The sequence below is a fragment of the Edwardsiella sp. A.80236 genome, assembly GCF_044540725.1.
Classification (GTDB): Bacteria; Pseudomonadota; Gammaproteobacteria; order Enterobacterales; family Enterobacteriaceae; genus Edwardsiella; species Edwardsiella tarda.
On sequence record NZ_JBIUCY010000012.1, the window covers coordinates 1 to 22,045 of the forward strand.

General features: G+C 58.4%; 20 protein-coding genes and 1 tRNA gene. 11 read left to right on the forward strand and 10 right to left on the reverse strand.

The features are described from left to right. The first annotated feature begins 190 nt into the window (after window positions 1-190). Window positions 191-266 (forward strand) — tRNA-Val (locus ACEQFP_RS11170). Window positions 267-427: 161 nt separating this feature from the next. Here ACEQFP_RS11170 and ACEQFP_RS11175 read toward each other — a convergent pair. From ACEQFP_RS11175 to zipA, 4 genes are all read right to left on the reverse strand, one after another. Beyond that, a complete protein-coding gene (locus ACEQFP_RS11175; RefSeq protein WP_005283953.1) occupies window positions 428-1,096 on the reverse strand; it encodes a hypothetical protein in 669 nt (222 codons plus the stop codon). 62 nt (window positions 1,097-1,158) lie between these two features. Beyond that, window positions 1,159-1,377: a DUF3820 family protein gene (locus ACEQFP_RS11180; protein ID WP_035594827.1), complete on the reverse strand. Its 219-nt coding sequence runs from the start codon at window positions 1,375-1,377 to the stop codon at window positions 1,159-1,161. Then, window positions 1,377-3,404: an NAD-dependent DNA ligase LigA gene (gene ligA / locus ACEQFP_RS11185; protein WP_370557074.1), complete on the reverse strand. Its 2,028-nt coding sequence runs from the start codon at window positions 3,402-3,404 to the stop codon at window positions 1,377-1,379. Before ligA ends, ACEQFP_RS11180 begins: the two co-directional genes overlap by 1 nt. 69 nt (window positions 3,405-3,473) lie before the next feature. Then, entirely contained in the window at window positions 3,474-4,421 is a 948-nt protein-coding gene (gene zipA, locus ACEQFP_RS11190; RefSeq protein WP_005296523.1) for a cell division protein ZipA, read from the reverse strand. Window positions 4,422-4,689: 268 nt separating this feature from the next. Here zipA and cysZ point away from each other — a divergent pair, with 268 nt between their 5' ends. From cysZ to crr, 5 genes are all read left to right on the forward strand, one after another. Further along, the gene (cysZ, locus tag ACEQFP_RS11195) at window positions 4,690-5,469 is read left to right on the forward strand and encodes a sulfate transporter CysZ (RefSeq protein ID WP_396464341.1); all 780 of its coding nucleotides are present in this window, start codon (window positions 4,690-4,692) and stop codon (window positions 5,467-5,469) included. Window positions 5,470-5,621: 152 nt separating this feature from the next. Further along, a complete protein-coding gene (gene cysK / locus ACEQFP_RS11200; RefSeq protein ID WP_005283932.1) occupies window positions 5,622-6,581 on the forward strand; it encodes a cysteine synthase A in 960 nt (319 codons plus the stop codon). 382 nt (window positions 6,582-6,963) lie between these two features. After that, window positions 6,964-7,221: a phosphocarrier protein Hpr gene (gene ptsH, locus ACEQFP_RS11205; RefSeq protein ID WP_005283926.1), complete on the forward strand. Its 258-nt coding sequence runs from the start codon at window positions 6,964-6,966 to the stop codon at window positions 7,219-7,221. 53 nt (window positions 7,222-7,274) lie between these two features. Then, window positions 7,275-9,002, forward strand: a complete 1,728-nt coding sequence (ptsI, locus tag ACEQFP_RS11210) for a phosphoenolpyruvate-protein phosphotransferase PtsI (protein WP_005283914.1) — start codon at window positions 7,275-7,277, stop codon at window positions 9,000-9,002. Window positions 9,003-9,050: 48 nt separating this feature from the next. Beyond that, window positions 9,051-9,560: a PTS glucose transporter subunit IIA gene (gene crr / locus ACEQFP_RS11215; RefSeq protein ID WP_005283911.1), complete on the forward strand. Its 510-nt coding sequence runs from the start codon at window positions 9,051-9,053 to the stop codon at window positions 9,558-9,560. Window positions 9,561-9,670: 110 nt separating this feature from the next. Here crr and ACEQFP_RS11220 read toward each other — a convergent pair whose 3' ends face one another. The 3 genes from ACEQFP_RS11220 to ACEQFP_RS11230 all read right to left on the reverse strand — a co-directional run bounded on the left by ACEQFP_RS11220 (window position 9,671) and on the right by ACEQFP_RS11230 (window position 11,897). Next, window positions 9,671-10,570: a Dyp-type peroxidase gene (locus ACEQFP_RS11220; RefSeq protein ID WP_369115010.1), complete on the reverse strand. Its 900-nt coding sequence runs from the start codon at window positions 10,568-10,570 to the stop codon at window positions 9,671-9,673. Window positions 10,571-10,734: 164 nt separating this feature from the next. Continuing rightward, complete coding sequence (locus ACEQFP_RS11225; RefSeq protein WP_097364026.1) at window positions 10,735-11,316, reverse strand: RpoE-regulated lipoprotein; 582 nt, start codon at window positions 11,314-11,316, stop codon at window positions 10,735-10,737. Between the two features lie 155 nt (window positions 11,317-11,471). After that, window positions 11,472-11,897 (reverse strand): GNAT family acetyltransferase, encoded by a 426-nt coding sequence (locus ACEQFP_RS11230; protein WP_005296536.1) that lies wholly within the window; start codon window positions 11,895-11,897, stop codon window positions 11,472-11,474. Window positions 11,898-12,270: 373 nt separating this feature from the next. On the opposite strand from ACEQFP_RS11230, the gene amiA reads away from it, so the two are divergent. The 3 genes from amiA (at window position 12,271) to ACEQFP_RS11245 (ending at window position 14,598) form a co-directional block, all read left to right on the forward strand. Then, window positions 12,271-13,140: an N-acetylmuramoyl-L-alanine amidase AmiA gene (amiA, locus tag ACEQFP_RS11235; protein WP_035607456.1), complete on the forward strand. Its 870-nt coding sequence runs from the start codon at window positions 12,271-12,273 to the stop codon at window positions 13,138-13,140. Between the two features lie 88 nt (window positions 13,141-13,228). Continuing rightward, a complete protein-coding gene (gene hemF / locus ACEQFP_RS11240; RefSeq protein WP_005283896.1) occupies window positions 13,229-14,149 on the forward strand; it encodes an oxygen-dependent coproporphyrinogen oxidase in 921 nt (306 codons plus the stop codon). Then, window positions 14,146-14,598: a YaiI/YqxD family protein gene (locus tag ACEQFP_RS11245; protein ID WP_005283891.1), complete on the forward strand. Its 453-nt coding sequence runs from the start codon at window positions 14,146-14,148 to the stop codon at window positions 14,596-14,598. Before hemF ends, ACEQFP_RS11245 begins: the two co-directional genes overlap by 4 nt. Here the strand turns inward: ACEQFP_RS11245 and ACEQFP_RS11250 are convergent. From ACEQFP_RS11250 to nudK, 3 genes are all read right to left on the reverse strand, one after another. Continuing rightward, window positions 14,584-15,402 carry a ChaN family lipoprotein gene (locus ACEQFP_RS11250; protein WP_068869866.1) on the reverse strand — a complete coding sequence of 273 codons (819 nt, stop codon included), beginning with the start codon at window positions 15,400-15,402 and terminating at the stop codon, window positions 14,584-14,586. The two genes, ACEQFP_RS11245 and ACEQFP_RS11250, sit on opposite strands and share 15 nt — an antisense overlap. A gap of 94 nt (window positions 15,403-15,496) precedes the next feature. Further along, window positions 15,497-17,776, reverse strand: coding sequence for an NADP-dependent oxaloacetate-decarboxylating malate dehydrogenase (gene maeB, locus ACEQFP_RS11255; RefSeq protein ID WP_005283886.1), 2,280 nt, complete (start codon window positions 17,774-17,776; stop codon window positions 15,497-15,499). A 215-nt stretch (window positions 17,777-17,991) separates the two neighbouring features. Next, entirely contained in the window at window positions 17,992-18,564 is a 573-nt protein-coding gene (gene nudK, locus ACEQFP_RS11260) for a GDP-mannose pyrophosphatase NudK (protein WP_005283883.1), read from the reverse strand. Window positions 18,565-19,200: 636 nt separating this feature from the next. On the opposite strand from nudK, the gene ACEQFP_RS11265 reads away from it, so the two are divergent. Both ACEQFP_RS11265 and ACEQFP_RS11270 read left to right on the forward strand, forming a co-directional pair. Continuing rightward, window positions 19,201-19,827, forward strand: a complete 627-nt coding sequence (locus ACEQFP_RS11265; RefSeq protein ID WP_005283873.1) for a ferredoxin-like protein — start codon at window positions 19,201-19,203, stop codon at window positions 19,825-19,827. A 107-nt stretch (window positions 19,828-19,934) separates the two neighbouring features. Beyond that, window positions 19,935-22,037, forward strand: a complete 2,103-nt coding sequence (locus ACEQFP_RS11270; protein WP_396464342.1) for an aldehyde ferredoxin oxidoreductase — start codon at window positions 19,935-19,937, stop codon at window positions 22,035-22,037. Window positions 22,038-22,045 lie beyond the last annotated feature (8 nt).

Below are 22,045 nucleotides of genomic sequence, written 5' to 3' on the forward strand. Positions count from 1 at the left end.
CGTTAGCTCAGTTGGTAGAGCAGTTGACTTTTAATCAATTGGTCGCAGGTTCGAATCCTGCACGACCCACCATTCTTCGATAAATAAGAACTGGTTAATGTGAAGGATAACATCGCGTAGCGATGGCCCGTAGGGCGAGTCATCCTGCACGACCCACCATTCTTTTTGCACCACCTTTCCGGATCAGATTGGGTGATTAGCTCAGCCGGGAGAGCACCTCCCTTACAAGGAGGGGGTCGGCGGTTCGATCCCGTCATCACCCACCAATCTGCCTATTCGCTTCCCATGATTATCCCTTTTCCGTGTGACCAGCGGTCTGCTCCGGCGCCTCTAGCGCGTAGAGTACCTCTTCTCGAGATCATCCCCAGCGTGTAACGCGAATGATTAATCTGATTCTCACTTGGGGATGATGGCGGGGGCTTGGGTGTTACCAGATCAATAGGATCACCAGCAATAACACGACGATACCGATCAGCAACAGACTGGCCGGCGAGCGGGCCTGTCGCCGCACACTACCGGGGATCCAGTGTGGTGGGATGAAGCCGAATACCGGTTGTGGGTTGCCGACCGAGGCAACGGATAACTCCTCCTCGACCGGATGGGTGGTGACGACCAGCGGCGTAGCGGCCACTACCTGATTCTCCAACACCGAACGTAATGGATCGGCCTGCAACGTCTGCTTCCCTAATGCAGTGAAGAGCTTATCGGCCCCCTGACTCACGTCCAACGCACGCTCCACATTGGCACGCTCCGCCAGCATGCGTCCCTGCTCTCCCAGTGTCACGCGCGCGCCCGTCGGCGTCTGTGCCGTAGGCGCGGCGGCGTGTGGGGCATGGCGCGACGCGGCAAGTTGAGCCTCGCGCCCTACCGCCGCCGCCGGCTCATTCTGGGCGAACGCCTGCAGCAGGGTACGCTCCCGCTGTAACGCGGTGAGCGCACGCAGGGTACTCTCACGCTGACTCGGGGTCAGATCACTGCGATTCAGGATCTGGAGCAGGCGCTCAATACGGGCGTCTAGCAGTTCCGCACTCAGTTGCCCACCGCCCTGCGCCCGTGGCGGCATACCGCCCGCCATATCAATCGGCCCTAACGCCATACGCTCCGCTCCTCTGATGGCTCATCGTATCGAGATATATAACGGCGCTATGGCAGCCAACTTTAGCGCATTCCCTTTAATGGTTTGACTAATCCCTCCAACCCTTCGCCACGCAGCGTGAGTGCCAACTGCATCAACTCCCCCAACGCTCCCGCTGGAAAGGCCTGTTGGCGCGCAAACCATAGCAGGTACTCCTCCGGCAGATCGATGATCATCCGCCCGCGATACTTACCGAATGGCATCGCGGTGTTGGCCAGCGCCACCAGCTGACGCTTATCCATCATTCGCCCAACATCTGTAGTAGCTGCGCCTCATCGATCACCGTGATCCCCAGCGTGTTGGCCTTGACCAGTTTCGAACCGGCGGCCTCTCCCGCGATCACCAGATCGGTCTTCTTCGACACGCTGCCGCTGACCTTTGCGCCCAATGCCACCAGGCGATCTTTCGCCTCGTCGCGCGACAACACGCTCAGCGATCCGGTCAAGACCACCGTCTTACCGGCAAAAGGGCTATCGATCTCTGCAGCCTGCAAAGCGGGCGTGACATCGGGCCAATGGATGCCGATCTCGGCGGAGATCAGCTCATCGATGACCTGGCAATTATGCGCCTCGCTTAAGAAGTGGCGGATGTGCCGCGCCACGACCTCGCCGACCTCCGGTACACTCTTTAAGCTCTCCAAATCGGCGCCGCGCAATGCAGACAACGAGCCGAAGTGGCTGGCCAGGTTAGCCGCGGTGGCCTCGCCCACCTCGCGGATCCCTAATGCAAACAGGAAGCGCGCCAACGTGGTGCTTCGCGAACGATCCAGGGCGGCGATCAGCTTGTTGGCGGATTTCGGCCCCATCCGCTCCAAGCCCGTCAGCTTGCCAGCGCTCAGACGATAGAGATCGGCCGGGGTCGTCACATACTCACGCTCCACCAGCTGCTCGATCACCTTATCCCCCATCCCCTCGACATCCATCGCCCGGCGTGAGACGAAGTGTTTCAACGACTCCTTACGCTGTGCCGCACAAATCAGCCCCCCGCTACAGCGCGCCACCGCCTCCCCCTCGATACGCTCCACCTCGGAACCACATACCGGGCAATGGGTTGGAAAGAGGATCTCCGTGGCATCAGCCGGACGCTGTGACTCGACCACGCCGACCACCTGCGGGATCACATCGCCGGCACGGCGCACGATCACCGTATCGCCGATGCGTAGCCCCAGACGCTCGATCTCGTCCGCGTTATGCAGTGTCGCGTTACTGACGGTCACCCCGGCGACCTGTACCGGCTCCAGACGCGCCACCGGAGTGATCGCCCCGGTACGGCCGACCTGAAACTCGACGCCGTTCAGTTGCGTCATCTGCTCCTGTGCCGGGAACTTAAACGCCGTCGCCCAACGCGGCGCGCGCGCCACAAAACCCAAGGCCTCTTGCGTCGCGATGTCATCCACCTTGATCACGACACCATCGATATCGAAGCCCAGCGTGGAGCGATCCTGTTCCGTCTGGCGGTAGTAGGCCAAGACCTCATCGCTGCCGTGGCACCGTTTCACCCGCTCGCTAACCGGCAGTCCCCAAGACTTGAAGCGCTGTAGGCACTGATAGTGACTCCCCGGCAGCGTTCCCCCCTCCAGCAGGCCGGCGCCGTAGCAATAGAAGGTTAACGGACGGCGAGCGGTGATACGCGGATCGAGCTGGCGCAGCGAGCCCGCCGCCGCATTACGCGGATTCGCGAAGATCTTACCGCCGCGCCGCCGCGCCTCTTCATTCATCGCCTCGAAGCCGGCCTGGGGCATGAATACCTCACCGCGTACTTCGATACGATCCGGAATATCCTCCCCCTGTAGACGCAGTGGGATGGCGCGGATGGTCTTCACATTACTGGTGATGTCTTCACCGGTGCTACCGTCGCCACGCGTGGCCGCGCGCACCAACACCCCCTGCTCATACAGCAAGCTGACCGCCAAGCCATCCAGTTTCAGCTCACAACAGAAGGTCAGCGCGGCATCGCTTTTCAGGCGCTCATGAAGGCGCTTATCGAACGCGCGATAACTCTCTTCATCGAAGACGTTATCCAATGACAGCATCGGTACCTCATGGTGTACCTGGCCAAAGGCCGCCAGCGGCGCGCCACCGACGCGCTGGCTCGGCGAGTCCGCCGTCACCAGCTGCGGGTAGTCGCTCTCCAGCGCCTTCAACTGCATCATCAGCCGATCATATTCCGCATCGGTAACCTGCGGCTCATCCAGAACATAATATTGATACTCATGATGGCGCAACGCGGCACGCAGCTGTTCGAGTTGTTGTTCAATCGTGGAAGTCATAAGCCACCATTTGATGATAAAAAACCCCCGGTAAACGGGGGTTTAGAGTAAGACGACGGCGCAGAGGCATCAGGCGTTACGGTCTATATTGTCCAGCACCGTCCGGATGCGCGCCTTATAGGTTTCCAGTTTTTGCGGCGTCATCATACGCCGCTCATCATCCAACACCACGCCACCGACATCGTCGGCGATACGCTGTGCAGACTGTAGCATCAGCTTAAAGTTCTGATGGGCATCGCCATACGAAGGCACCATCATGAAGAAGGAGACGCCGGGCGTAGAAAAGTCAGCCATATTCTCGACATCGAAAGTCCCCGGCTTCACCATGTTCGCCATGCTAAATAGCACCGGGCCACTGCCCGCCGGATTAAGATGACGATGGAAGATCTTCATTGCGCCATACTGAAAACCGGCTTGCAACACACTCTGCAGCAAGACTTCGCCACCGATGCTGCTGCCTTGATGGGCGGCGACATGCATCACCAAGACCGTCTCACGCTCCGCCGCGCTAGCGGGCGCTGGCGTGGCGGGGGCATCGGGCGAGGCGGCCGCTGTCGGCGCCACGTCCTGAGCCGCCGCGTCCTCGTGACCCGCGCCAGGCGCTAACGCCTCCGCCAGTAACGCTGGCTCATCTTCGCGCTCATCGGACAACAGAGGCTCTCCCAGCAAGGGATCGCGCGCTTCGGGGTGCGCATTCGGCTCGAGCGCTACCGAGTGCTCACTCTCCTGCCGATCTAGCGGATCAGGACGGCGCTCCCGCGCCTCATCCAGCGAGCCCACGGCAGGCTCCACCGGGTGTTGAAGCGAGCTGCCGCCACGCTGCACGCGCACTTCACCGACCCCGTCGTCAGTTTCAGAGAACGGTTTTTCGTCGTGCCGGACCTTTTGACGTTTGTTCGGACGATCACGAAACAGCGCAGAGCGTTCCTTACGACTGGTCCACAAGCCGTGTAGCAACAGCGCTATTATGGCAACCGCACCAACAACAATTAATATCAGACGCAAATCCTGCATCATCGCAATCTCTGTTGTTTTAATTCATTGCCATTTCGGCAAACCCTCAATCTATAAATGTATTGGGCTGTCAGGACAAGTGCAAGTCTGGACTAAACTTTCTGTTAATAAAGATGATTTTTCCCGCTATTTTGTTCTTTTTTCGGTCAACTCCTAACTGGCAAGCGCCCTCATCCGCAGATATCATAAGTCGATGACGCGCACAATCGACCGGCATCACACTTTCCTCGTGAGACGGAATGACGCGCATGACGAGATAAGACGGAGTCCAATGAATAACGTATTTCCGGCCTCGGGACGGCAGTCCCCGAACAACAGCAACGGTGTCCACTACTTCGCTCAAGGATGGCGCCTGATCCGTCTGCCCGGCATCAAGCGTTATGTGCTGATGCCACTCCTGGTCAACATTATCCTGATGGGGTCGGCCTTCTGGTGGCTATTCGATCGTCTGGGGCGCTGGATCCCGGCGTTGATGGCGCATGTCCCCAGTTGGCTACAGTGGCTGAGCTATCTACTGTGGCCGATCGCCGTGATCTCGGTTCTGCTGGTGTTTAGCTATTTCTTTAGCACCCTGGCTAACTGGATCGCCGCCCCCTTCAACGGCCTATTGGCAGAGCAGTTAGAGGGGCAATTGACGGGTAAACCCTTACCCGACAGCGGCCTGTGGGGGGTAATGAACGATCTGCCACGCATCCTGAAACGTGAATGGATCAAACTCGCTTATTACTTACCCCGCGCCCTGGTGCTGCTGTTGCTCTATCTGGTGCCGGGGGTCGGCCAAACATTGGCATCGGTACTCTGGTTCCTATTCAGCGCCTGGATGATGGCGGTGCAATACTGTGACTATCCCTTCGATAATCATAAAGTGAGTTTCCCACGCATGCGTGACGCCCTGCGCGCCGACAAGGTTGATAACCTGCAATTCGGCGCGCTGGTCAGCCTGTTTACCATGATCCCATTCGTCAACCTGGTGATCATGCCGGTTGCAATCTGTGGCGCCACCGCCATGTGGGTTGACCGTTATCGTGCAGAGCTGGCCCTCAACCGCTGATGCGACATCGGTGCGCCGCTCACCGGCGCACCCCCTTGCCCCCACCGTTTAGTGCGATTTCGACTATCCATATAATATTTATTTACTTCCCCTAAGCGGGTTATTGCGTATGCTGCTAAGTCACGGACACTGTCGACCGAACAGGAGCGGCCATGAGCAAGATCTATCAAGATAACTCCCAGACTATCGGGCATACCCCCCTGGTACGCCTTAATCACCTCGGAAACGGACATATTCTGGCTAAGGTGGAGTCACGCAACCCCAGCTTTAGCGTCAAGGATCGCATCGGTGCCAATATGATCTGGGATGCCGAGAAACGCGGCATTCTGAAACCCGGTGTCGAACTGGTGGAACCGACCAGTGGTAATACCGGCATCGCCCTCGCCTTCGTCGCCGCCGCACGCGGCTACAAGTTGACGCTCACCATGCCAGAGAGCATGAGTGTAGAGCGCCGTAAGCTCTTGAAGGGATTGGGCGCTGAGCTCATTCTCACCCCCGCAGAGCAGGGCATGAAAGGGGCGATCGCCAAGGCCGATGAAATCGTCGCCAGCGACCCGGCCCGCTACCTCATGCTGCAACAGTTCAGCAACCCGGCCAACCCGGAGATCCATCGCCAAACTACCGGCCCAGAAATCTGGCAGGATAGCGCAGGGCAGGTCGATGTGTTGGTGGTCGGTGTCGGCACCGGGGGTACGCTGACCGGTACCGCCCGCTATCTGAAGCAGGATCGCGCCCATCCACTCTGTGTCGTCGCCGTTGAACCCGAAGACTCGCCGGTGATCAGTCAAGCGTTGGCGGGTGAACCCCTGGTACCGGGGCCGCATAAGATCCAGGGCATCGGCGCCGGTTTCATTCCCGCTAACCTCGACCTGACCTTGATCGACCGTGTCGAGCGCATCGCCAACGATGAGGCTATCGAGATGGCGCGGCGACTCATGCGTGAAGAGGGAATCCTGGCTGGCATCTCCTCCGGCGCCGCCGTCGCCGCGGCGTTACGCCTCTCGCAACAGCCGGAGTTCAGCGGTAAGAATATCGTAGTGATCCTCCCCTCCTCAGGCGAGCGTTATTTGAGCACCGCGTTATTTGCCGGGCTATTTCCTGAGCAAGAATGAGCGCCGAATTTGATGGCATGAATTGTTCAAAACAGCACCCTATTGGGTGCTTTTTTTGTGGAGCAGTTCAAATTTTACCACCCCCTATCCTTGCTTTTATTTTCTGGGTCTAGTATTTAACCAGACCATTATTTTGAAGCGCAAAATTATTCGCGCTTGCTATGAAAAATCCGCTGAATCGATTTAACGAATGAGGCGGTGATCTTAACCGAGGTGGATTGAGCCGCGGTGAGCACACAGAGAGGAGGACGACACACCCTCTTCCCTCTGCGTCACTACCACGGAGCAGTGCACCGGATACGCACCTAAAGGCAGGCTAAAGTTAAGCGATTGCGCTAAACTTTAGCGCCACGACATTAAACATAAATAGTTGGGGAAAACTATGTTCCAGCAAGAAGTCACTATCACCGCTCCGAATGGCCTGCACACCCGTCCTGCCGCTCAGTTCGTGAAAGAAGCCAAAGCATTCGCTTCCGACATCACTGTTACCTCCAACGGTAAGAGCGCCAGCGCCAAGAGCCTGTTCAAGCTGCAAACGCTGGGTCTGACCCAGGGCACCGTAGTTACCATCTCCGCCGAAGGTGAAGATGAGCAGAACGCCGTTGAGCATCTGGTAAAACTGATGGCCGAGCTTGAGTAAGCCTCACGGCTCACCACTCTAGGTTAAACCAGTCTAACGTCAAAGGTAGGGTTATGATTTCAGGTATCTTAGTTTCACCGGGCATCGCTTTTGGTAAGGCGCTTCTTCTCAAAGAAGACGAGATTGTCATCAGCCGTAAGAAGATCACTGCCGACGAAGTCGAGCACGAGATCGCCCGCTTCAAAGAGGGCCGCGACAAGGCCGCACAGCAACTGGAAGCCATTCGTCAGAAAGCCAGCGAGACTCTCGGTGAAGAGAAAGCGGCGATCTTCGAAGGGCACATCATGCTGCTGGAAGATGAAGAGCTTGAGCAGGAAATCATAGCCCTGATTAAAGATAACGGCATGAGTGCCGAAGCCGCCGCCCGCGAGGTGATCGACGGCCAGGCTACCGCGCTGGAAGAGCTGGACGATGAATACCTGAAAGAGCGTGCGGCCGACGTACGTGATATCGGTAAGCGTCTGCTGAAAAACATCCTCGGCATGACCATCATCGATCTGGGCGCCATTCAAGATGAGGTGATCCTGGTTGCCACCGATCTGACCCCGTCAGAAACGGCACAGCTGAACCTGGACAAAGTGCTGGGCTTCATCACCGATCTGGGTGGCCGGACCTCCCATACCTCCATCATGGCACGCTCTCTGGAATTACCGGCTATCGTCGGTACCAGCGATGTGACCCAGAAGGTACAGAACGGCGACTATCTGATCCTGGATGCCGTCAATAACAAGATCTACCTGAACCCGACCGCCGAGACTATCGATCAGCTGAAGGCCGTTCAGGCGCAGTACATCAACGAGAAAAACGAACTGGCCAAACTGAAGGATCTGCCGGCGATCACGCTGGACGGTCATCAGGTAGAAGTCTGCGCCAACATCGGTACCGTGCGTGACGTCGCCGGCGCCGAGCGTAATGGTGCCGAAGGTGTCGGCCTGTATCGTACCGAATTCCTGTTCATGGATCGCGACGCGCTGCCGACGGAAGAAGAGCAATTCCAGGCATACAAAGCCGTGGCCGAGGCGATGGGGTCGCAGGCGGTCATCGTGCGCACCATGGACATCGGCGGCGACAAAGATCTGCCTTACATGGATCTGCCGAAAGAAGAAAACCCATTCCTGGGCTGGCGCGCTATCCGTATCTGTCTGGATCGCAAAGAGATCCTACATACTCAGCTGCGTGCTATCCTGCGTGCTTCCTCCTTCGGCAAGCTGCGTATCATGTTCCCGATGATCATCTCGGTCGAAGAAGTACGCATGCTCAAGGCGGAATTGGAACTGCTGAAAGCGCAGTTGCGTGAAGAAGGTAAAACCTTCGACGAAACTATCGAAGTTGGCGTAATGGTGGAAACACCCGCCGCCGCGACCGTTGCCCACCACCTGGCGAAGGAAGTTGACTTCTTTAGTATTGGGACAAACGATTTAACCCAGTATACTCTAGCAGTAGATCGTGGCAATGAGCTGATATCTCACCTCTACAACCCGATGGCGCCGTCAGTGTTGACCCTGATTAAACAGGTGATCGATGCATCTCACGCGCATGGCAAGTGGACCGGCATGTGCGGTGAACTGGCTGGCGATGAGCGTGCTACACTGCTCCTGTTGGGCATGGGGCTTGATGAATTCAGCATGAGTTCAATCTCAATTCCGCGCATCAAGAAAATCATTCGCAATGCGAACTTTGAAGATGTGAAGGCATTGGCAGAAGAGGCGCTGCGTCAGCCGACGGCTGACGAATTGATGGGCGTGGTCAACAAGTTCATCGAAGAAAAGACCCTTTGCTAATGGCGAACGCTGGAACGCCGCCCAACATTACTTGCTTAGGAGAAGATCATGGGTTTGTTCGATAAACTGAAATCGCTGGTTTCAGACGACAAGAAAGAGACGGGCAGCATTGAGATTTTTGCTCCCCTGTCCGGTGAAATCGTCAATATTGAAGATGTGCCCGATGTCGTATTCGCCGAAAAAATCGTCGGCGACGGTATCGCCATCAAACCGACCGGCGACAAAATGGTAGCACCGGTCGACGGTACTATCGGTAAAATCTTTGAGACCAACCATGCTTTCTCTATCGAGTCCGATAGCGGTGTTGAGTTGTTTGTCCACTTCGGTATCGATACCGTTGAGCTGAAAGGCGAAGGTTTCAAACGCATCGCCGAAGAAGGGCAACGCGTGAAGAAAGGCGACGTGGTCATCGAGTTCGATCTGCCGCTGCTGGAGGAGAAGGCCAAGTCAACGCTGACCCCAGTCGTGATCTCCAACATGGATGAGATCAAAGAGCTGATCAAGCTGTCTGGCAGCGTCGTCGTTGGCGAGACGCCGGTGATCCGCATCAAGAAGTAATGACCGAGTCAAGTATGCAAAAGCGGCGCCCTCAGGCGCCGTTTTTTTTGCATTATCGCCGGGAGAGAGCCCGACAGGGAGGCGGAATAACACCCACCGCCCTGATGACCTTACAAGGTCAGCAAACGCTCCACAGAAGGCGCAAAATAGTAGCTCCCGCTCACCGGTTTGCTGAAACGAAGCAGCTGGTCATGCTTGCCATCCAACTCACCGAACATGCTCAGCAACTGCTTCTCGATATAGTGCAGATGCGCGCAATAGGCGATGAACATCAGACCATGCTTGCCGCTGGCGGTGCCATAAGGCAGGCTCTGGCGAATGATCTTCAGTCCCTTCCCATCCTCCTGCAGATCGACACGGCTGACATGCGAGGTATCCGGACGCTCACTCGGATCGATTTCCTCACTCTCCTGCTTGGTACGCCCGATGATCTGCTGCTGCTGCTCGACGCTAAAGCGTGACCACTGACGCAGGTTATGCTCCCAGCGCTGCACCAAGACATAGCTGCCGCCGGCATCGACCCCTTCGGCGATCACCCCGACGGCCGGACGTGCCTCGCCCGCCGGATTCTCCGTGCCATCGACGAAGCCGCTCAGATCACGCTCCTCGATCCAGCGGAAGCCATGGACCTCCTCCTCGACCACGATGGCGTCGCCGAAGGCAGCCAGCGCCGCCTGTGCCAGGGAGAAGTTCACATCATGACGCAATGACTGAATGTGGATCAGCAAATCGCGCTGTGTTGCCGGCGCCAAGCCCTTCCCCAACGGTTCGAACGGCTTCAGAGAGGCGCCCTCTTCATCATTGTCCGTCAATTCGCGCCATAACGCGTGACCGAAAGCGACCACCGCCCCCAGGTGCGCATCGGGATAGCGCTGCTGCAGTGCCAATAGCTGGGTGGTAAAGGTTTTGCATCCCTGGCGTAATCCAGCCAGATCGCCGGACGCCATGGCTTCGATGAAAATACCGAAGCGACAATGTTCCGGCAGAATGCCGCTCTGAGGCTGAGACATGAGGCTCTCCATTACGTTATCGTCTAATTAATCACACCACCGGCAGCATGACATCACGCCGGTCACAGTGACGGCCTATCGAGGCCGATTTATGCATATATTACGCCATACGCGCGGCATTCCCTTGTTACAAAACAAAGAAATGCCGCTTGGCCAAGTGGGGACTAGACGGCGTCGGCCCGCCAGATGATCTGGCTGACCGGCCATGCGCTCAGCACATCGTTCGGCGGCATCAGGCCCGCCGGGCCGTTCCACTGGCCATGGAACCGATAGCTGACACGCTTACTCTGCGGCGCCTGACACTGCACCGTGACCCCCTCCGAGGCGGGCACACGCTGGCATTCGCCCTCATAGGCACTGGCATACAGGGCGGAGAAAGGCATGCCCACTCGGGTTCCCCACGCGGTGGCGATCGTGGCGCTATCGAGGGTGATCTGCTCGACCCGTGTCTCGCCACGGAGGGTCAAGATCACTTGCCCATCCGCCATCGCCTGGTAGAAACGCGTCATCCTCCCCCCTTCGATCCCCATGCCACTGCGCAGACGATACTGTCCCGCTAACCCCTGATCGATGGCCTCCTGCTGCATCGGCGTCGAGGCATCGATCCCGCCGATACCATCGGCACGCATCTCGAGTGTCGAGCCGAACCAGTTAAAGGGGGAAAGCGACGACCACGACAGCGACGGCATGCTGGCGCAACCGCTCAACAATAATGGCAGCGCCACGATCAATAAACGAATACCCATCGATAGACTCCTTGCGAATACGGCCGTGCCGTAGGGGGAAACATCAGGGGATTGGAGTGATAAAACACAAAAAAGTTGCTGTGCCGCAGGTAAAACCGCGGCCACAACCGCGCGACGCGATGGCAAAGTGGGCGGCGAATCCCCCCCTCGCGCGCTTAATACTCCTGATCGATGATCAAGCGCTTACCCAGGCATAAGACGTCCTGAGTCTCATACTCCAGCTTCTCATACATGCTAATCGCCGCGTCATTGTCCGCATCGATCAAGATGCGCACCTGAGGACAGCCCCGCGCCAGCAGCTTCTTCTCTAGACGGCTGGCCAAGGCATTGGCGATACCACGCCCACGGAAGTCTGGATGTACGCACAGATAGTATGCCGAGCCGCGATGACCATCATACCCGCCCATCACGGTTCCGACGATCTCACCGCCGACTTGCGCGACCAGGAAGAGATCGGCATCGTGATTCATCTTGCGCTCAATATCCGTTTCGGGATCATTCCAGGGATGCAACAAATCGCAGCGCTCCCATAGGGTAATCACTTCGTCAAAGTCGGATTGATTAAAAACGCGAATTTCCATGATATCGACCGTTATAGATTATAAGATGCCCGGGCATCGACCTCGGGCCAGGCCGGTACAGCACGAGACCGGGCGCGATCAACGCGCTCCCACACGGGTTGAGCCGTCGATGCGGCGCCAACCACCGCCCATAAGGCGCAGGATGCCGCCTAATTATCGCTGTAATCCACAGATCCGCAATGGAAATCTTGCGATCTCCCACGCCTTGTGGTCACTCGGCGCCCCAGCGGACATCGCGTGATGGCAAGCGTCATATCTCCGCGTCCCCCTCAAGCAACAAATCGACATAGTTATCCCCTCGATCCATGCATTTTCATCGCGTTAGGATTAACGTCTATCGTTAACGACGCTGACTGATGGAATAGATTGCACCATGAAGAGATTTTCCGATTTTCGCCCTCTACCACAGCCCACTTCCCGCCGCCAGTTCCTCTGCTCGGGGCTGGCCCTGTTGCTCGGCACCAGCTTGCTGCCCCAGCGTGCGCAGGCCGCGGTTCCCGAGCATTTGGGAAGGCAGCACAAGGCCGCGAACGCGCCGCGCGTGATCATGCTCGATCCCGGTCATGGCGGCATCGATCCCGGCGCGGTGGGGCATCAAGGCTCGAAGGAAAAACACGTGGTGTTAGACATCGCCCACCGGGTACGCGATCTGTTACGTCGTCAACACAACCTGGTTGTGCGCCTCACCCGCGAAGATGATTACTTCATTCCGTTGTACAAACGGGTGGAGATCGCCGCCCAGCATCAAGCGGATCTGTTCGTCTCAATCCATGCCGATGGCTTTACCAGTCCGGAAGCCGCCGGCGCCTCGGTGTTTGCCCTCTCCAATCGCGGTGCCAGCAGCGCCATGGCGAAATACCTCTCACAACGTGAAAACGACGCCGACAAAGTGGCTGGCGAACGTTATGCCGCCGAGGACAACAACTACCTACAACAGGTGTTGTTCGATCTGGTGCAGACCGACACCATCAAGAACAGCCTGATCCTCGGACGCCATCTGCTTAACCAGATCCGCCCGATCCACCGCCTGCACTGCCAGCATACCGAGCAGGCGGCCTTCGCCGTGCTCAAGTCACCGGCCATCCCCTCGGTACTGGTCGAGACCGCCTTTATCACTAACCACGAAGAGGAGCGCTTGCTGACCTCCTCGGCTTTCCGCACCACCATCGCCGAAGCCATCGCCGGGGGTATCGTCCATTACCTGCATGACTTCGAGGCACATCAACGGCGCCGACCCGCGTAAGCGGGCGGACAATCGGTGCCCTGCCTCTCCGGTGACGATCGCCCTTCCGTTATACTGAGCGGGACAAACCACGCGGAGAGACACCTTGATGATCCCAGACAGTGACGCGGTACGACACTTCCTGCTGCAACTCCAGGATGACTTGTGCCAACAACTCGCGGCCGCCGACGGTGGCGCGACCTTCCAGCAAGATGAGTGGCAACGCGCCCAAGGCGGTGGCGGACGCACCCGAGTCCTGCGCCAAGGCGCGCTGTTCGAGCAGGCTGGCGTCAACTTCTCTCACATTCGTGGCGACAGCCTGCCCGCCGCGGCGAGCGCCCAGCGACCAGAGCTGGCGGGCTGTGCCTTCCAGGCGATGGGGGTCTCCCTGGTGTTACACCCATGGAGTCCCTATGTCCCCACCGCACACGCCAACGTCCGCTTCTTTAGTGCCGAACGCCCCGATGGCTCCTCACTGTGGTGGTTCGGCGGAGGCTTCGATCTGACGCCGTTCTATCCGTTTCATGAAGATGTCGTGCACTGGCACCGCCAGGCGCGCGACCTGTGCCAGCCCTTCGATGCGCAGTACTACCCGCGCTACAAGGCGTGGTGCGATCGCTACTTCTCTCTCCCTCATCGCCAAGAGGCGCGCGGCGTGGGCGGGCTGTTCTTCGACGATCTCAACACCCCGGACTTCGCGCATGCCTTCGCCTTCACCCGCGCCGTCGGTAACGGCTTCTGTCCAGCCTATCTGCCGATCGTCGAGCGGCGGCGTGCCCTACCATGGGGTGAGCGGGAGCGGCAGTTCCAACTCTATCGGCGCGGCCGTTATGTAGAGTTTAATCTGGTGTGGGATCGCGGTACGCTATTCGGCTTACAGAGTGGCGGACGCAGTGAATCGATTCTCATGTCGATGCCGCCGCTGGTACGCTGGGAATATGACTATCAACCCCCAGCCGACTCGCCGGAGGCGCGCCTGACGCGCGATTTTCTCACACCGCGCGATTGGCTGGCTAACGAGACAACATGACAACACGACAAATCTGGATCGATGCCGATGCCTGCCCAACGGTGATTAAAGAGGTGCTACTCCGCGCGGCGGAGCGACACGCCTTGGCGATCACCCTGGTCGCCAACCGCCCACAACGCCTGCCGGCAGGGAGCCGGGCGCGTATGCTCTGCGTGGCCACCACCCCCGACGCCGCCGATAACGAGATCGTGCAACGTATCGCCCCCGGTGATCTGGTCGTCACCGCCGATATTCCCTTGGCGGCGGCCGTGTTGGAAAAGGGGGGATGCGCCCTCAATCCGCGCGGCGAGCGCTACGATCCGGCGACGATTCGCTCCCGCCTGACGATGCGTGACTTCATGGAGACGCTACGCGCCAGTGGCATCCAAAGTGGTGGGCCGGCGCCACTCAGCCCACGCGAACGTCAGCAGTTCGCCAACCAGTTGCAGCTGTGGCTACAGGCGCGCTGAGGCGCTATACCAGACATAATCAGCCTGCTGCGCCGTCACCCCCGCCCCCGGCGCAGCGAGGATCAGCACGCTGACATCGGTCAGCGGCTCCTCATCCTCGATGTGCAGCGGTACGCCGAGATCGCGCCGTGCATGGAGCGTGCCGACCAGCAACAAGGCCGGTAGTGGCGCCGCTAATAGCGCCTGTGCCATCCGCCGATCACGCCACTGCTGTAACGCCAAGTCGTATGTCAGCTGTGTGCTCTGCGGTAGCGTCCCCTTATACCGGCTGGCCAAGGCGGCGACGATCTCCACCTGCACCGCATCCTGGGTACTCAAGGCACCCGGCGGCGGTACTGGGTGCAAACGGATTCGCGCCAACTCACGCTCGCTCAGGTTAGCCGCCAGCAACGGATAGCGCCCCTGTAGCGCTCGACGCACCAGGGGACCATACTGCGCCCATGGCCAAGTCGGTGGCCAGTGCAGCGTCGCAGACAGCCTCGCGTCGCTCAGATCCGTGAGTGGGCGTCCCGTCAACGCCGCGATGGCAGCCTGCTGCTCCGGTTGCACCCTCTCCAACAATAGGCTGCCCTGCGGCCGTCGCTGGCTCAGTTGCCCCAGTAGCCAGTCCGCGATCTGTTGATGACGTGGGTCACTCGGCTGCTCGCCGACGATCAGCCGGGGTGCCGCGGCCAGATGCTCCACCAACTGCTCCGGCGTTAACAGGCGCCCCGTCTCCAACGCCACGATGCGCTCCGCAGGCGGTATCGCGCGCTGGCAACCCACCAACGCCAAGAGCGCCAACGTCAATAGCATCGCTCGCATCGCCCCTCCCACCAGATAACCTCCGCCACCATCCCCTCAACGACACCGAGAAAGAGACAAAAAAATGCCGCCCAGTGGGCGGCATGTTACGGACTTAACGCGCTCGACTCTGCGCCTCAACCACCGCCAGCGCCACCATATTCACGATGCGCCGCACGGAAGAGATCGGCGTCAGGATATGCGCCGGTTTACGGATCCCCATCAGCATGGGGCCAACGGTGACCCCCTCGGAGGAAGAGACCCGCAGCAGGTTATAACTGATACGCGCCGCCTCCATGTTTGGCATGATCAGAATATTGGCGGCCCCTTTCAGGGGACTATCCGGCATCACCCCCTGGCGAATGCTCTCTACCAGCGCCGCGTCGCCATGCATCTCGCCATCGATCTCCAACTCCGGCGCCCGTTGTTTCACCAGCGCCAAGACCTGACGCATCTTACGCGCCGATGGGCAATCGGCCGTGCCGAAACTGGAGTGAGAGAGCAACGCAACCTTCGGCTCAATACCAAAACGACGCACCTCATCGGCCGACATCAGCACGATCTCCGCCAATTGCTCGGCCGTGGGATCCTGGTTGACATAGGTATCGGCGATAAAGGTATTGCCGCTCGGCAACAGCAGCGCATTCATCGCTGCCGCCACATGGCAGCCCTCACGGTACCCAAACACCTCATGCAGCACATCGTAGTGATCCTGATAGTCACCCTCGGTACCGCAAATCATCGCGTCAGCCTCGCCGCGCTGCACCATGATGGCGGCGATCACCGTCGGGTTAGCAATCAACGCCCGACGTGCCTGCGCCTGGGAAACACCGCGCCGTTTCATGATCGCATAGTAACTATGCCAATAATCGTTATAACGCGGATCGGACTCGTTGTTCACCACCTCCACATCTCGCCCGATCTCGATCTGCAGCCCCAGCTTCTTCAGGCGTTGCGCGATCACTTGCGGGCGTCCGATCAAGATCGGTTGCGCCAAGCCTAAGCTCACCAGCTCTTGAGTCGCATGCAGCACTCGCTCTGACTCACCTTCCGCCAACACCACACGCTTCGGATCTTGGCGCGCCTGGGAGAAGACCGGTTTCATAAACAGGGTGGTCTTATAGACGAACTCGGTCAGATGCTCGACATACCCCTCCATATCGGCGATCGGCCGCGTGGCGACGCCAGAGTCCATCGCCGCCTGCGCCACCGCCGGCGCAATCTTGACGATCAGACGCGGATCGAAGGGTTTAGGAATGATGTACTCCGGCCCGAAGGAGAGGGATTGATTACCGTAGGCCGAGGCCACCACTTCGCTCTGCTCTGCCAGGGCCAGATCGGCGATGGCGCGCACCGCCGCCAGCTTCATCTCCTCGTTGATCGTCGTCGCCCCCACATCCAACGCACCACGGAAGATGAACGGGAAACACAACACGTTGTTCACCTGATTGGGGAAGTCGGAGCGGCCGGTACAGATAATCGCATCCGGGCGTACCGCCTTAGCCAACGGAGGCAGGATCTCCGGCTCTGGGTTGGCCAGCGCCAAGATCAACGGCGACGGCGCCATACGCTTCACCATTTCTTGGGTCAACACCCCGGGACCGGAGCAACCAAGGAAAATATCGGCGCCAGGAATGGCATCGGCCAAGGTACGCCAGCCATTATCCTCGATGGCGTAGGCCGCCTTGCTCTCCACCAGATGCGCCTCGCGCCCACGGTAGATCACCCCCTTAGAGTCACAGGCGGTAATATTTTCCCGCTTCAGCCCTAACGCCACCAGCAGGTTAAGACAGGCGATCGCCGAGGCGCCCGCGCCGGATACCACCAGACGCACCTGGTCGATCGGCTTAGCGACGACTCGCAGGCCATTCAGCACCGCGGCGGTACAGATGATGGCCGTCCCGTGCTGATCGTCGTGGAATACCGGGATATTCATGCGCTCACGCAGCTTTTTCTCAATGTAAAAGCACTCCGGCGCTTTGATATCCTCCAGGTTGATGCCGCCAAAAGTCGGTTCTAGCGCGGCGATCACCTCGATCAACTTATCGGGGTCGAGCTCATCCACCTCAATGTCGAACACATCGATGCCGGCGAACTTCTTGAACAGCACACCCTTCCCCTCCATCACCGGCTTACCGGCCAGGGCGCCGATGTTGCCCAATCCCAACACGGCAGTACCGTTAGAGATCACCCCGACCAGGTTGCCGCGCGCCGTGTACTTGTAAGCCGCCAACGGATCGTCGGCAATCGCCAAGCATGGCGCCGCGACCCCCGGCGAATAGGCTAACGCCAAATCGCGCTGGGTCGCCAACGGCTTGGTCGGCACGACCTGGATCTTCCCGGCGACGGGAAACTGATGGAAATCAAGTGCACTTTGTTTCAATTGTTCGTCCATTTTAGGCTTCCTTTTAGCGTCTCTCGCTGTCGCCCAAACGTGCAGCCACCCACCATGGCACCACACCGCTCAGGGCGGCACACTCTTTATTATGCTGTAAATGATTTGTGAAACGTGAGTATAGCGCCGGAACCGTGCGAAACCATGAGGCAAGGCATAAAGCCACAAAGAAAGGCACCGTCTGCGTATTTATTTAGCCGCTAAGCCCTTCTATCTCACGAGGAAAACCAGTTGGTTAGCCGCGCATGCTGCAAGAGCATGATGGTTTTACCATCGCAGATGCGCCCCTCTTCGACCATCCGCCACGCCTCCTGGTAGGGGATCTCTAACACCTCAATATCTTCATCGTCGATGCCGCCGCCACGTCCCTGATGCAGGCTCTCGCTATATTCGGCGCAGAAGAAGTGTACGATCTCGGTCACCCCGCCCGGCGACATGTAGGCGGAAAAGAGGCGCCGGACTTCGCCGATGGCATAGCCGGTCTCCTCCATCGCCTCCCGCCGGACACACGCCTCCGGCGCATCCTGATCGAGAAGCCCCGCGCAGGCCTCGATCAACATGCCGTCTGGATTGCCGTTAAGGTAAGTCGGTAGACGGAACTGGCGAATCAGCAACACACAGCGGCGCTGTGGGTTATACAGCAATACGGTCGCGCCATTACCGCGGAGATAGACCTCGCGCCGCTGGCGCACCACCCCACCCTGACGACGTGGTAGGTCATACTCGTACTCGCGCAGCGGACGCCAGGCGTCAGAGAGCAAGCGTTCATGGATAAATTGGATGTTCATCACACAGCCTTATATCGTGAGCCAAGATAGCCATCAGCATACTCATTAATACCACGCGCTAACACTGATCCAGCGAAACGGGGGAGGAGTAGACGAGCGTAAACGCCGTCACGCATCCCGGTCCCCGCCATCGATGTGACGCGATCAACGTACGCTGGGGCCGCGACGGGACGCTCCGCATGATGTAAAACGTCCGGTATCGGGTATCGGGTATCGGGTATCGGGTATCGGGTATCGGGTATCGGGTATCGGGTATCGGGTATCGGGTATCGAAAATAAGATATACCAAGGTAATAGCGACAATGCGGAATGATCATCATAAAAATAAATGTTTTTATATAACCCATCTCACCAAAAATATATAAAAATGAGATTTGATATTATTTACCGAAGCCATTCACCATCAATAATAAATATGTCTACTATCGCTCAGCACTCTTTTTTCTATTCGTCAGCTTCATTGACAATGATCAATTACGGTTATCATGCTGCGCTCTACTATTTTATGACATTCACCAAGCGCTCCTCTTATTAGTCTTTATCTCGGCCTATTACGCTAGCGCCGATCATCGTCATACGGTAGAAAATCGCGTTCAATCTCTCGGCTTGAGATCACGCCACAAGGATGTATACGATATGGATCAGAGCGATCATCCCTTATTGGATTCCGAGTTAACTCGCCTGGCCTTTCTCCGCCTCTCTGGACGTGGGCTGGTCGGATTAACCCTCGCCCCGCCACTACTGGCCTTATTCGGTTGCGATCAAGAGGATATCGACAGTGGGCGTGTGAGCTTACTCGCCACACCGAAGGGCGTCTTGATCACCCGACGAGCACGCTGCACCGGCTGCCAGCGCTGCGAACTCGCCTGCACCCTCTTCAACGACGGCAGCGTAGGCAGCTTCTTTTCCCGTATTAAGGTCCAACGGAATTATTTCTTTGGCAACGCTGGGATCGGCTCCGGCGGCGGCCTGTATGGCGATCTCAGCTATCACGCCGACACCTGCCGCCAATGCCGCGATCCCGCCTGCCTAGATGCGTGCCCGATCGGTGCCATCCGCTGGCGAGCCGACTTAGGCTGTATTGCCGTCGATCAGAAACGTTGCATCGGCTGTAGCGCCTGCACCACGGCCTGCCCCTGGATGATGGCTACCGTCAATACGGTAACGAAAAAATCCGCCAAGTGCATATTATGCGGCGAGTGTGCCGATGCCTGTCCGACCGGAGCACTCAAAATCGTTGCCTGGCAAGCCATCGATGAATAAACGGCGCAGTTCATTCCCGGTAGATATATAACGATATTATTCAATATATATTCAGCAAAAAGATAATTGAGACAGGTTAATTTAATCTTGGCACCAAGGACAATATGATGATTTACGGTTGGAGCGGGACTATTTTACGCGTCAATCTGACGAGCGGAAAGATTAGCCGTCTCGATTCGAGCGCACTCAAGCCCTTTATCGGTGGGATGGGGTTCGGTTATAAGATTATGTATCATGAGGTGCCGCCCGGTACCCATCCCTTCGCGGCGGAAAATAAACTGGTCTTTGCCGTCGGCCCACTCACCGGCTCCGGCGCCCCCTGTAGCTCACGCGTCACCATCACCACCCTCTCCACCTTCACCAAAGGGCACTTAGTGGTCGATGCCCACATGGGGGGCTTCTTCGCCGCACAAATGAAATTTGCCGGCTATGATGCGTTGATCATCGAGGGCGCCTCGCCATCACCGGTCTGGCTCCATATTAACGACGATCAGGTCAGTCTGGAAAAGGCCGACTTCCTGTGGGGCAAGGGCACCCGCGCCACCAGCGAGGCCATCTGCCGCCTGACGAGCGCGGAGACCTGCGTCGCCGCCATCGGGCAGGCCGGGGAGAACCGTGTGCCGCTCGCCTGCATCATCAATAGCCGTAACCACTGCGGCGGCGCGGGAAGCGGAGCGGTGATGGGGGCGAAAAACCTCAAAGCCATCGCCGTGTTCGGCAGTCGTGGGGTCGCTATCGCCGATCGCCATGCGATGAAGCGCCTCAACGACTATATGCTGCGTGAGTTGATCGGGGCCAATAACAACCATGTCGTTCCCAGCACACCCCAACCTTGGGCGGAGTACTCCTCCCCGGCCTCACGTTGGACGGCCCGCCAGGGGCTATTCTGGGGGGCGGCTGAGGGCGGGCCTATCGAGACCGGGGTGATCCCGCCGGGCAATCCCAACACCGTCGGCCTGCGCACGCAAAAAGCCGTCTTCGATCTCGGCCCGATGGCCGAGAAGTACACCGTGAAGATGGGGGGCTGCCACTCCTGCCCCATTCGCTGTGTATCGCAGCTCCATGTCCCACAAGCCGGCGACTTCGGCGTGCCCACGACCGGGGGGAGTACCTGCGTGGCCAACTTCGTGCACACCACCATTTTTCCCAACGGGCCAAAGGACTTCGATGACCCGGACGATGGGCGTGTCGTCGGCAACCTCGTCGGCCTGAATCTGTTCGATGATTATGGCCTATGGTGCAACTACGGGCAGCTGCATCGTGACTTCAGCTACTGCTACAGCCACGGTGTCTTCCGCCGTGTCCTGCCCGCCGATGAATATGACCAAATCCGTTGGGATCTGTTGGAGGCGGGCGATCCGGCCTTCCTGCAAGATTTCTACTCTCGCCTCGCGCATCGCATCGGCGAATTCAGCCATCTGGCCGATGGCTCTTATGCCATCGCTCAGCGCTGGGATCTGGGTGAGGCGTACTGGGCCGATGAACACAACAAGCTATGGTCGCCCTTCGGCTACCCGGTACATCACGCCAATGAAGCCTCAGCCCAAGTGGGTGCCATCGTTAACTGCATGTTTAATCGAGACTGCATGACCCACACCCACATCAACTTTATCGGTTCAGGCTTACCACTGGCGCTGCAACGCGCGATCGCCGCCGAGCTATTCGGCTCGGAGGCGGCGTATGATGAAACCAAAAACTACACGCCGATCAATGCCGCCAAGATCAATTATGCCAAGTGGGCGTTACTCCGCGTCTGCCTACACAACGCGATCACGCTGTGCAACTGGGTCTGGCCGATGACCGTCTCGCCGCTCAAGTCGCGCAACTACCGGGGCGATCTGGCCCTGGAGGCCAAATTCTTCCAGGCGGTCACCGGAGACGAGACCAGCCAGCAGAGCCTCGATCTGGCCGCCGAGCGCATCCTCACCCTACACCGCGCCTACACGGTAAAATTGATGCAGACCAACGACATGCGCCGGCAACACGACCTCATCTGCTCCTGGGTATTCGATAAAGATCCCCACATCCCGGTCTTCAGCGAGGGAACCGACAAGTTAGATCGTGCGGACATGCAGCAGGCGCTGACCCTGTTTTATCAGGCGATGGGGTGGGACGCGCAACTCGGTTGCCCGACGCGAGAAACCTTAATCCGCCTCGGTCTCAACGACGTGGCGGACGATTTGGCGGCGCAGCATCTCCTGCCGGCCTAGGGAGCGAC

What these genes read in the sequence shown, in the direction of transcription:
- ACEQFP_RS11175 (WP_005283953.1), bottom strand. Translation starts at nt 1,096, where the DNA reads ATGGCGTTAGGGCCGATTGATATGGCGGGCGGTATGCCGCCACGGGCG.
- ACEQFP_RS11180 (WP_035594827.1), bottom strand. Translation starts at nt 1,377, where the DNA reads ATGGATAAGCGTCAGCTGGTGGCGCTGGCCAACACCGCGATGCCATTC.
- ligA (WP_370557074.1), bottom strand. Translation starts at nt 3,404, where the DNA reads ATGACTTCCACGATTGAACAACAACTCGAACAGCTGCGTGCCGCGTTG.
- zipA (WP_005296523.1), bottom strand. Translation starts at nt 4,421, where the DNA reads ATGATGCAGGATTTGCGTCTGATATTAATTGTTGTTGGTGCGGTTGCC.
- cysZ (WP_396464341.1), top strand. Translation starts at nt 4,690, where the DNA reads ATGAATAACGTATTTCCGGCCTCGGGACGGCAGTCCCCGAACAACAGC.
- cysK (WP_005283932.1), top strand. Translation starts at nt 5,622, where the DNA reads ATGAGCAAGATCTATCAAGATAACTCCCAGACTATCGGGCATACCCCC.
- ptsH (WP_005283926.1), top strand. Translation starts at nt 6,964, where the DNA reads ATGTTCCAGCAAGAAGTCACTATCACCGCTCCGAATGGCCTGCACACC.
- ptsI (WP_005283914.1), top strand. Translation starts at nt 7,275, where the DNA reads ATGATTTCAGGTATCTTAGTTTCACCGGGCATCGCTTTTGGTAAGGCG.
- crr (WP_005283911.1), top strand. Translation starts at nt 9,051, where the DNA reads ATGGGTTTGTTCGATAAACTGAAATCGCTGGTTTCAGACGACAAGAAA.
- ACEQFP_RS11220 (WP_369115010.1), bottom strand. Translation starts at nt 10,570, where the DNA reads ATGTCTCAGCCTCAGAGCGGCATTCTGCCGGAACATTGTCGCTTCGGT.
- ACEQFP_RS11225 (WP_097364026.1), bottom strand. Translation starts at nt 11,316, where the DNA reads ATGGGTATTCGTTTATTGATCGTGGCGCTGCCATTATTGTTGAGCGGT.
- ACEQFP_RS11230 (WP_005296536.1), bottom strand. Translation starts at nt 11,897, where the DNA reads ATGGAAATTCGCGTTTTTAATCAATCCGACTTTGACGAAGTGATTACC.
- amiA (WP_035607456.1), top strand. Translation starts at nt 12,271, where the DNA reads ATGAAGAGATTTTCCGATTTTCGCCCTCTACCACAGCCCACTTCCCGC.
- hemF (WP_005283896.1), top strand. Translation starts at nt 13,229, where the DNA reads ATGATCCCAGACAGTGACGCGGTACGACACTTCCTGCTGCAACTCCAG.
- ACEQFP_RS11245 (WP_005283891.1), top strand. Translation starts at nt 14,146, where the DNA reads ATGACAACACGACAAATCTGGATCGATGCCGATGCCTGCCCAACGGTG.
- ACEQFP_RS11250 (WP_068869866.1), bottom strand. Translation starts at nt 15,402, where the DNA reads ATGCGAGCGATGCTATTGACGTTGGCGCTCTTGGCGTTGGTGGGTTGC.
- maeB (WP_005283886.1), bottom strand. Translation starts at nt 17,776, where the DNA reads ATGGACGAACAATTGAAACAAAGTGCACTTGATTTCCATCAGTTTCCC.
- nudK (WP_005283883.1), bottom strand. Translation starts at nt 18,564, where the DNA reads ATGAACATCCAATTTATCCATGAACGCTTGCTCTCTGACGCCTGGCGT.
- ACEQFP_RS11265 (WP_005283873.1), top strand. Translation starts at nt 19,201, where the DNA reads ATGGATCAGAGCGATCATCCCTTATTGGATTCCGAGTTAACTCGCCTG.
- ACEQFP_RS11270 (WP_396464342.1), top strand. Translation starts at nt 19,935, where the DNA reads ATGATTTACGGTTGGAGCGGGACTATTTTACGCGTCAATCTGACGAGC.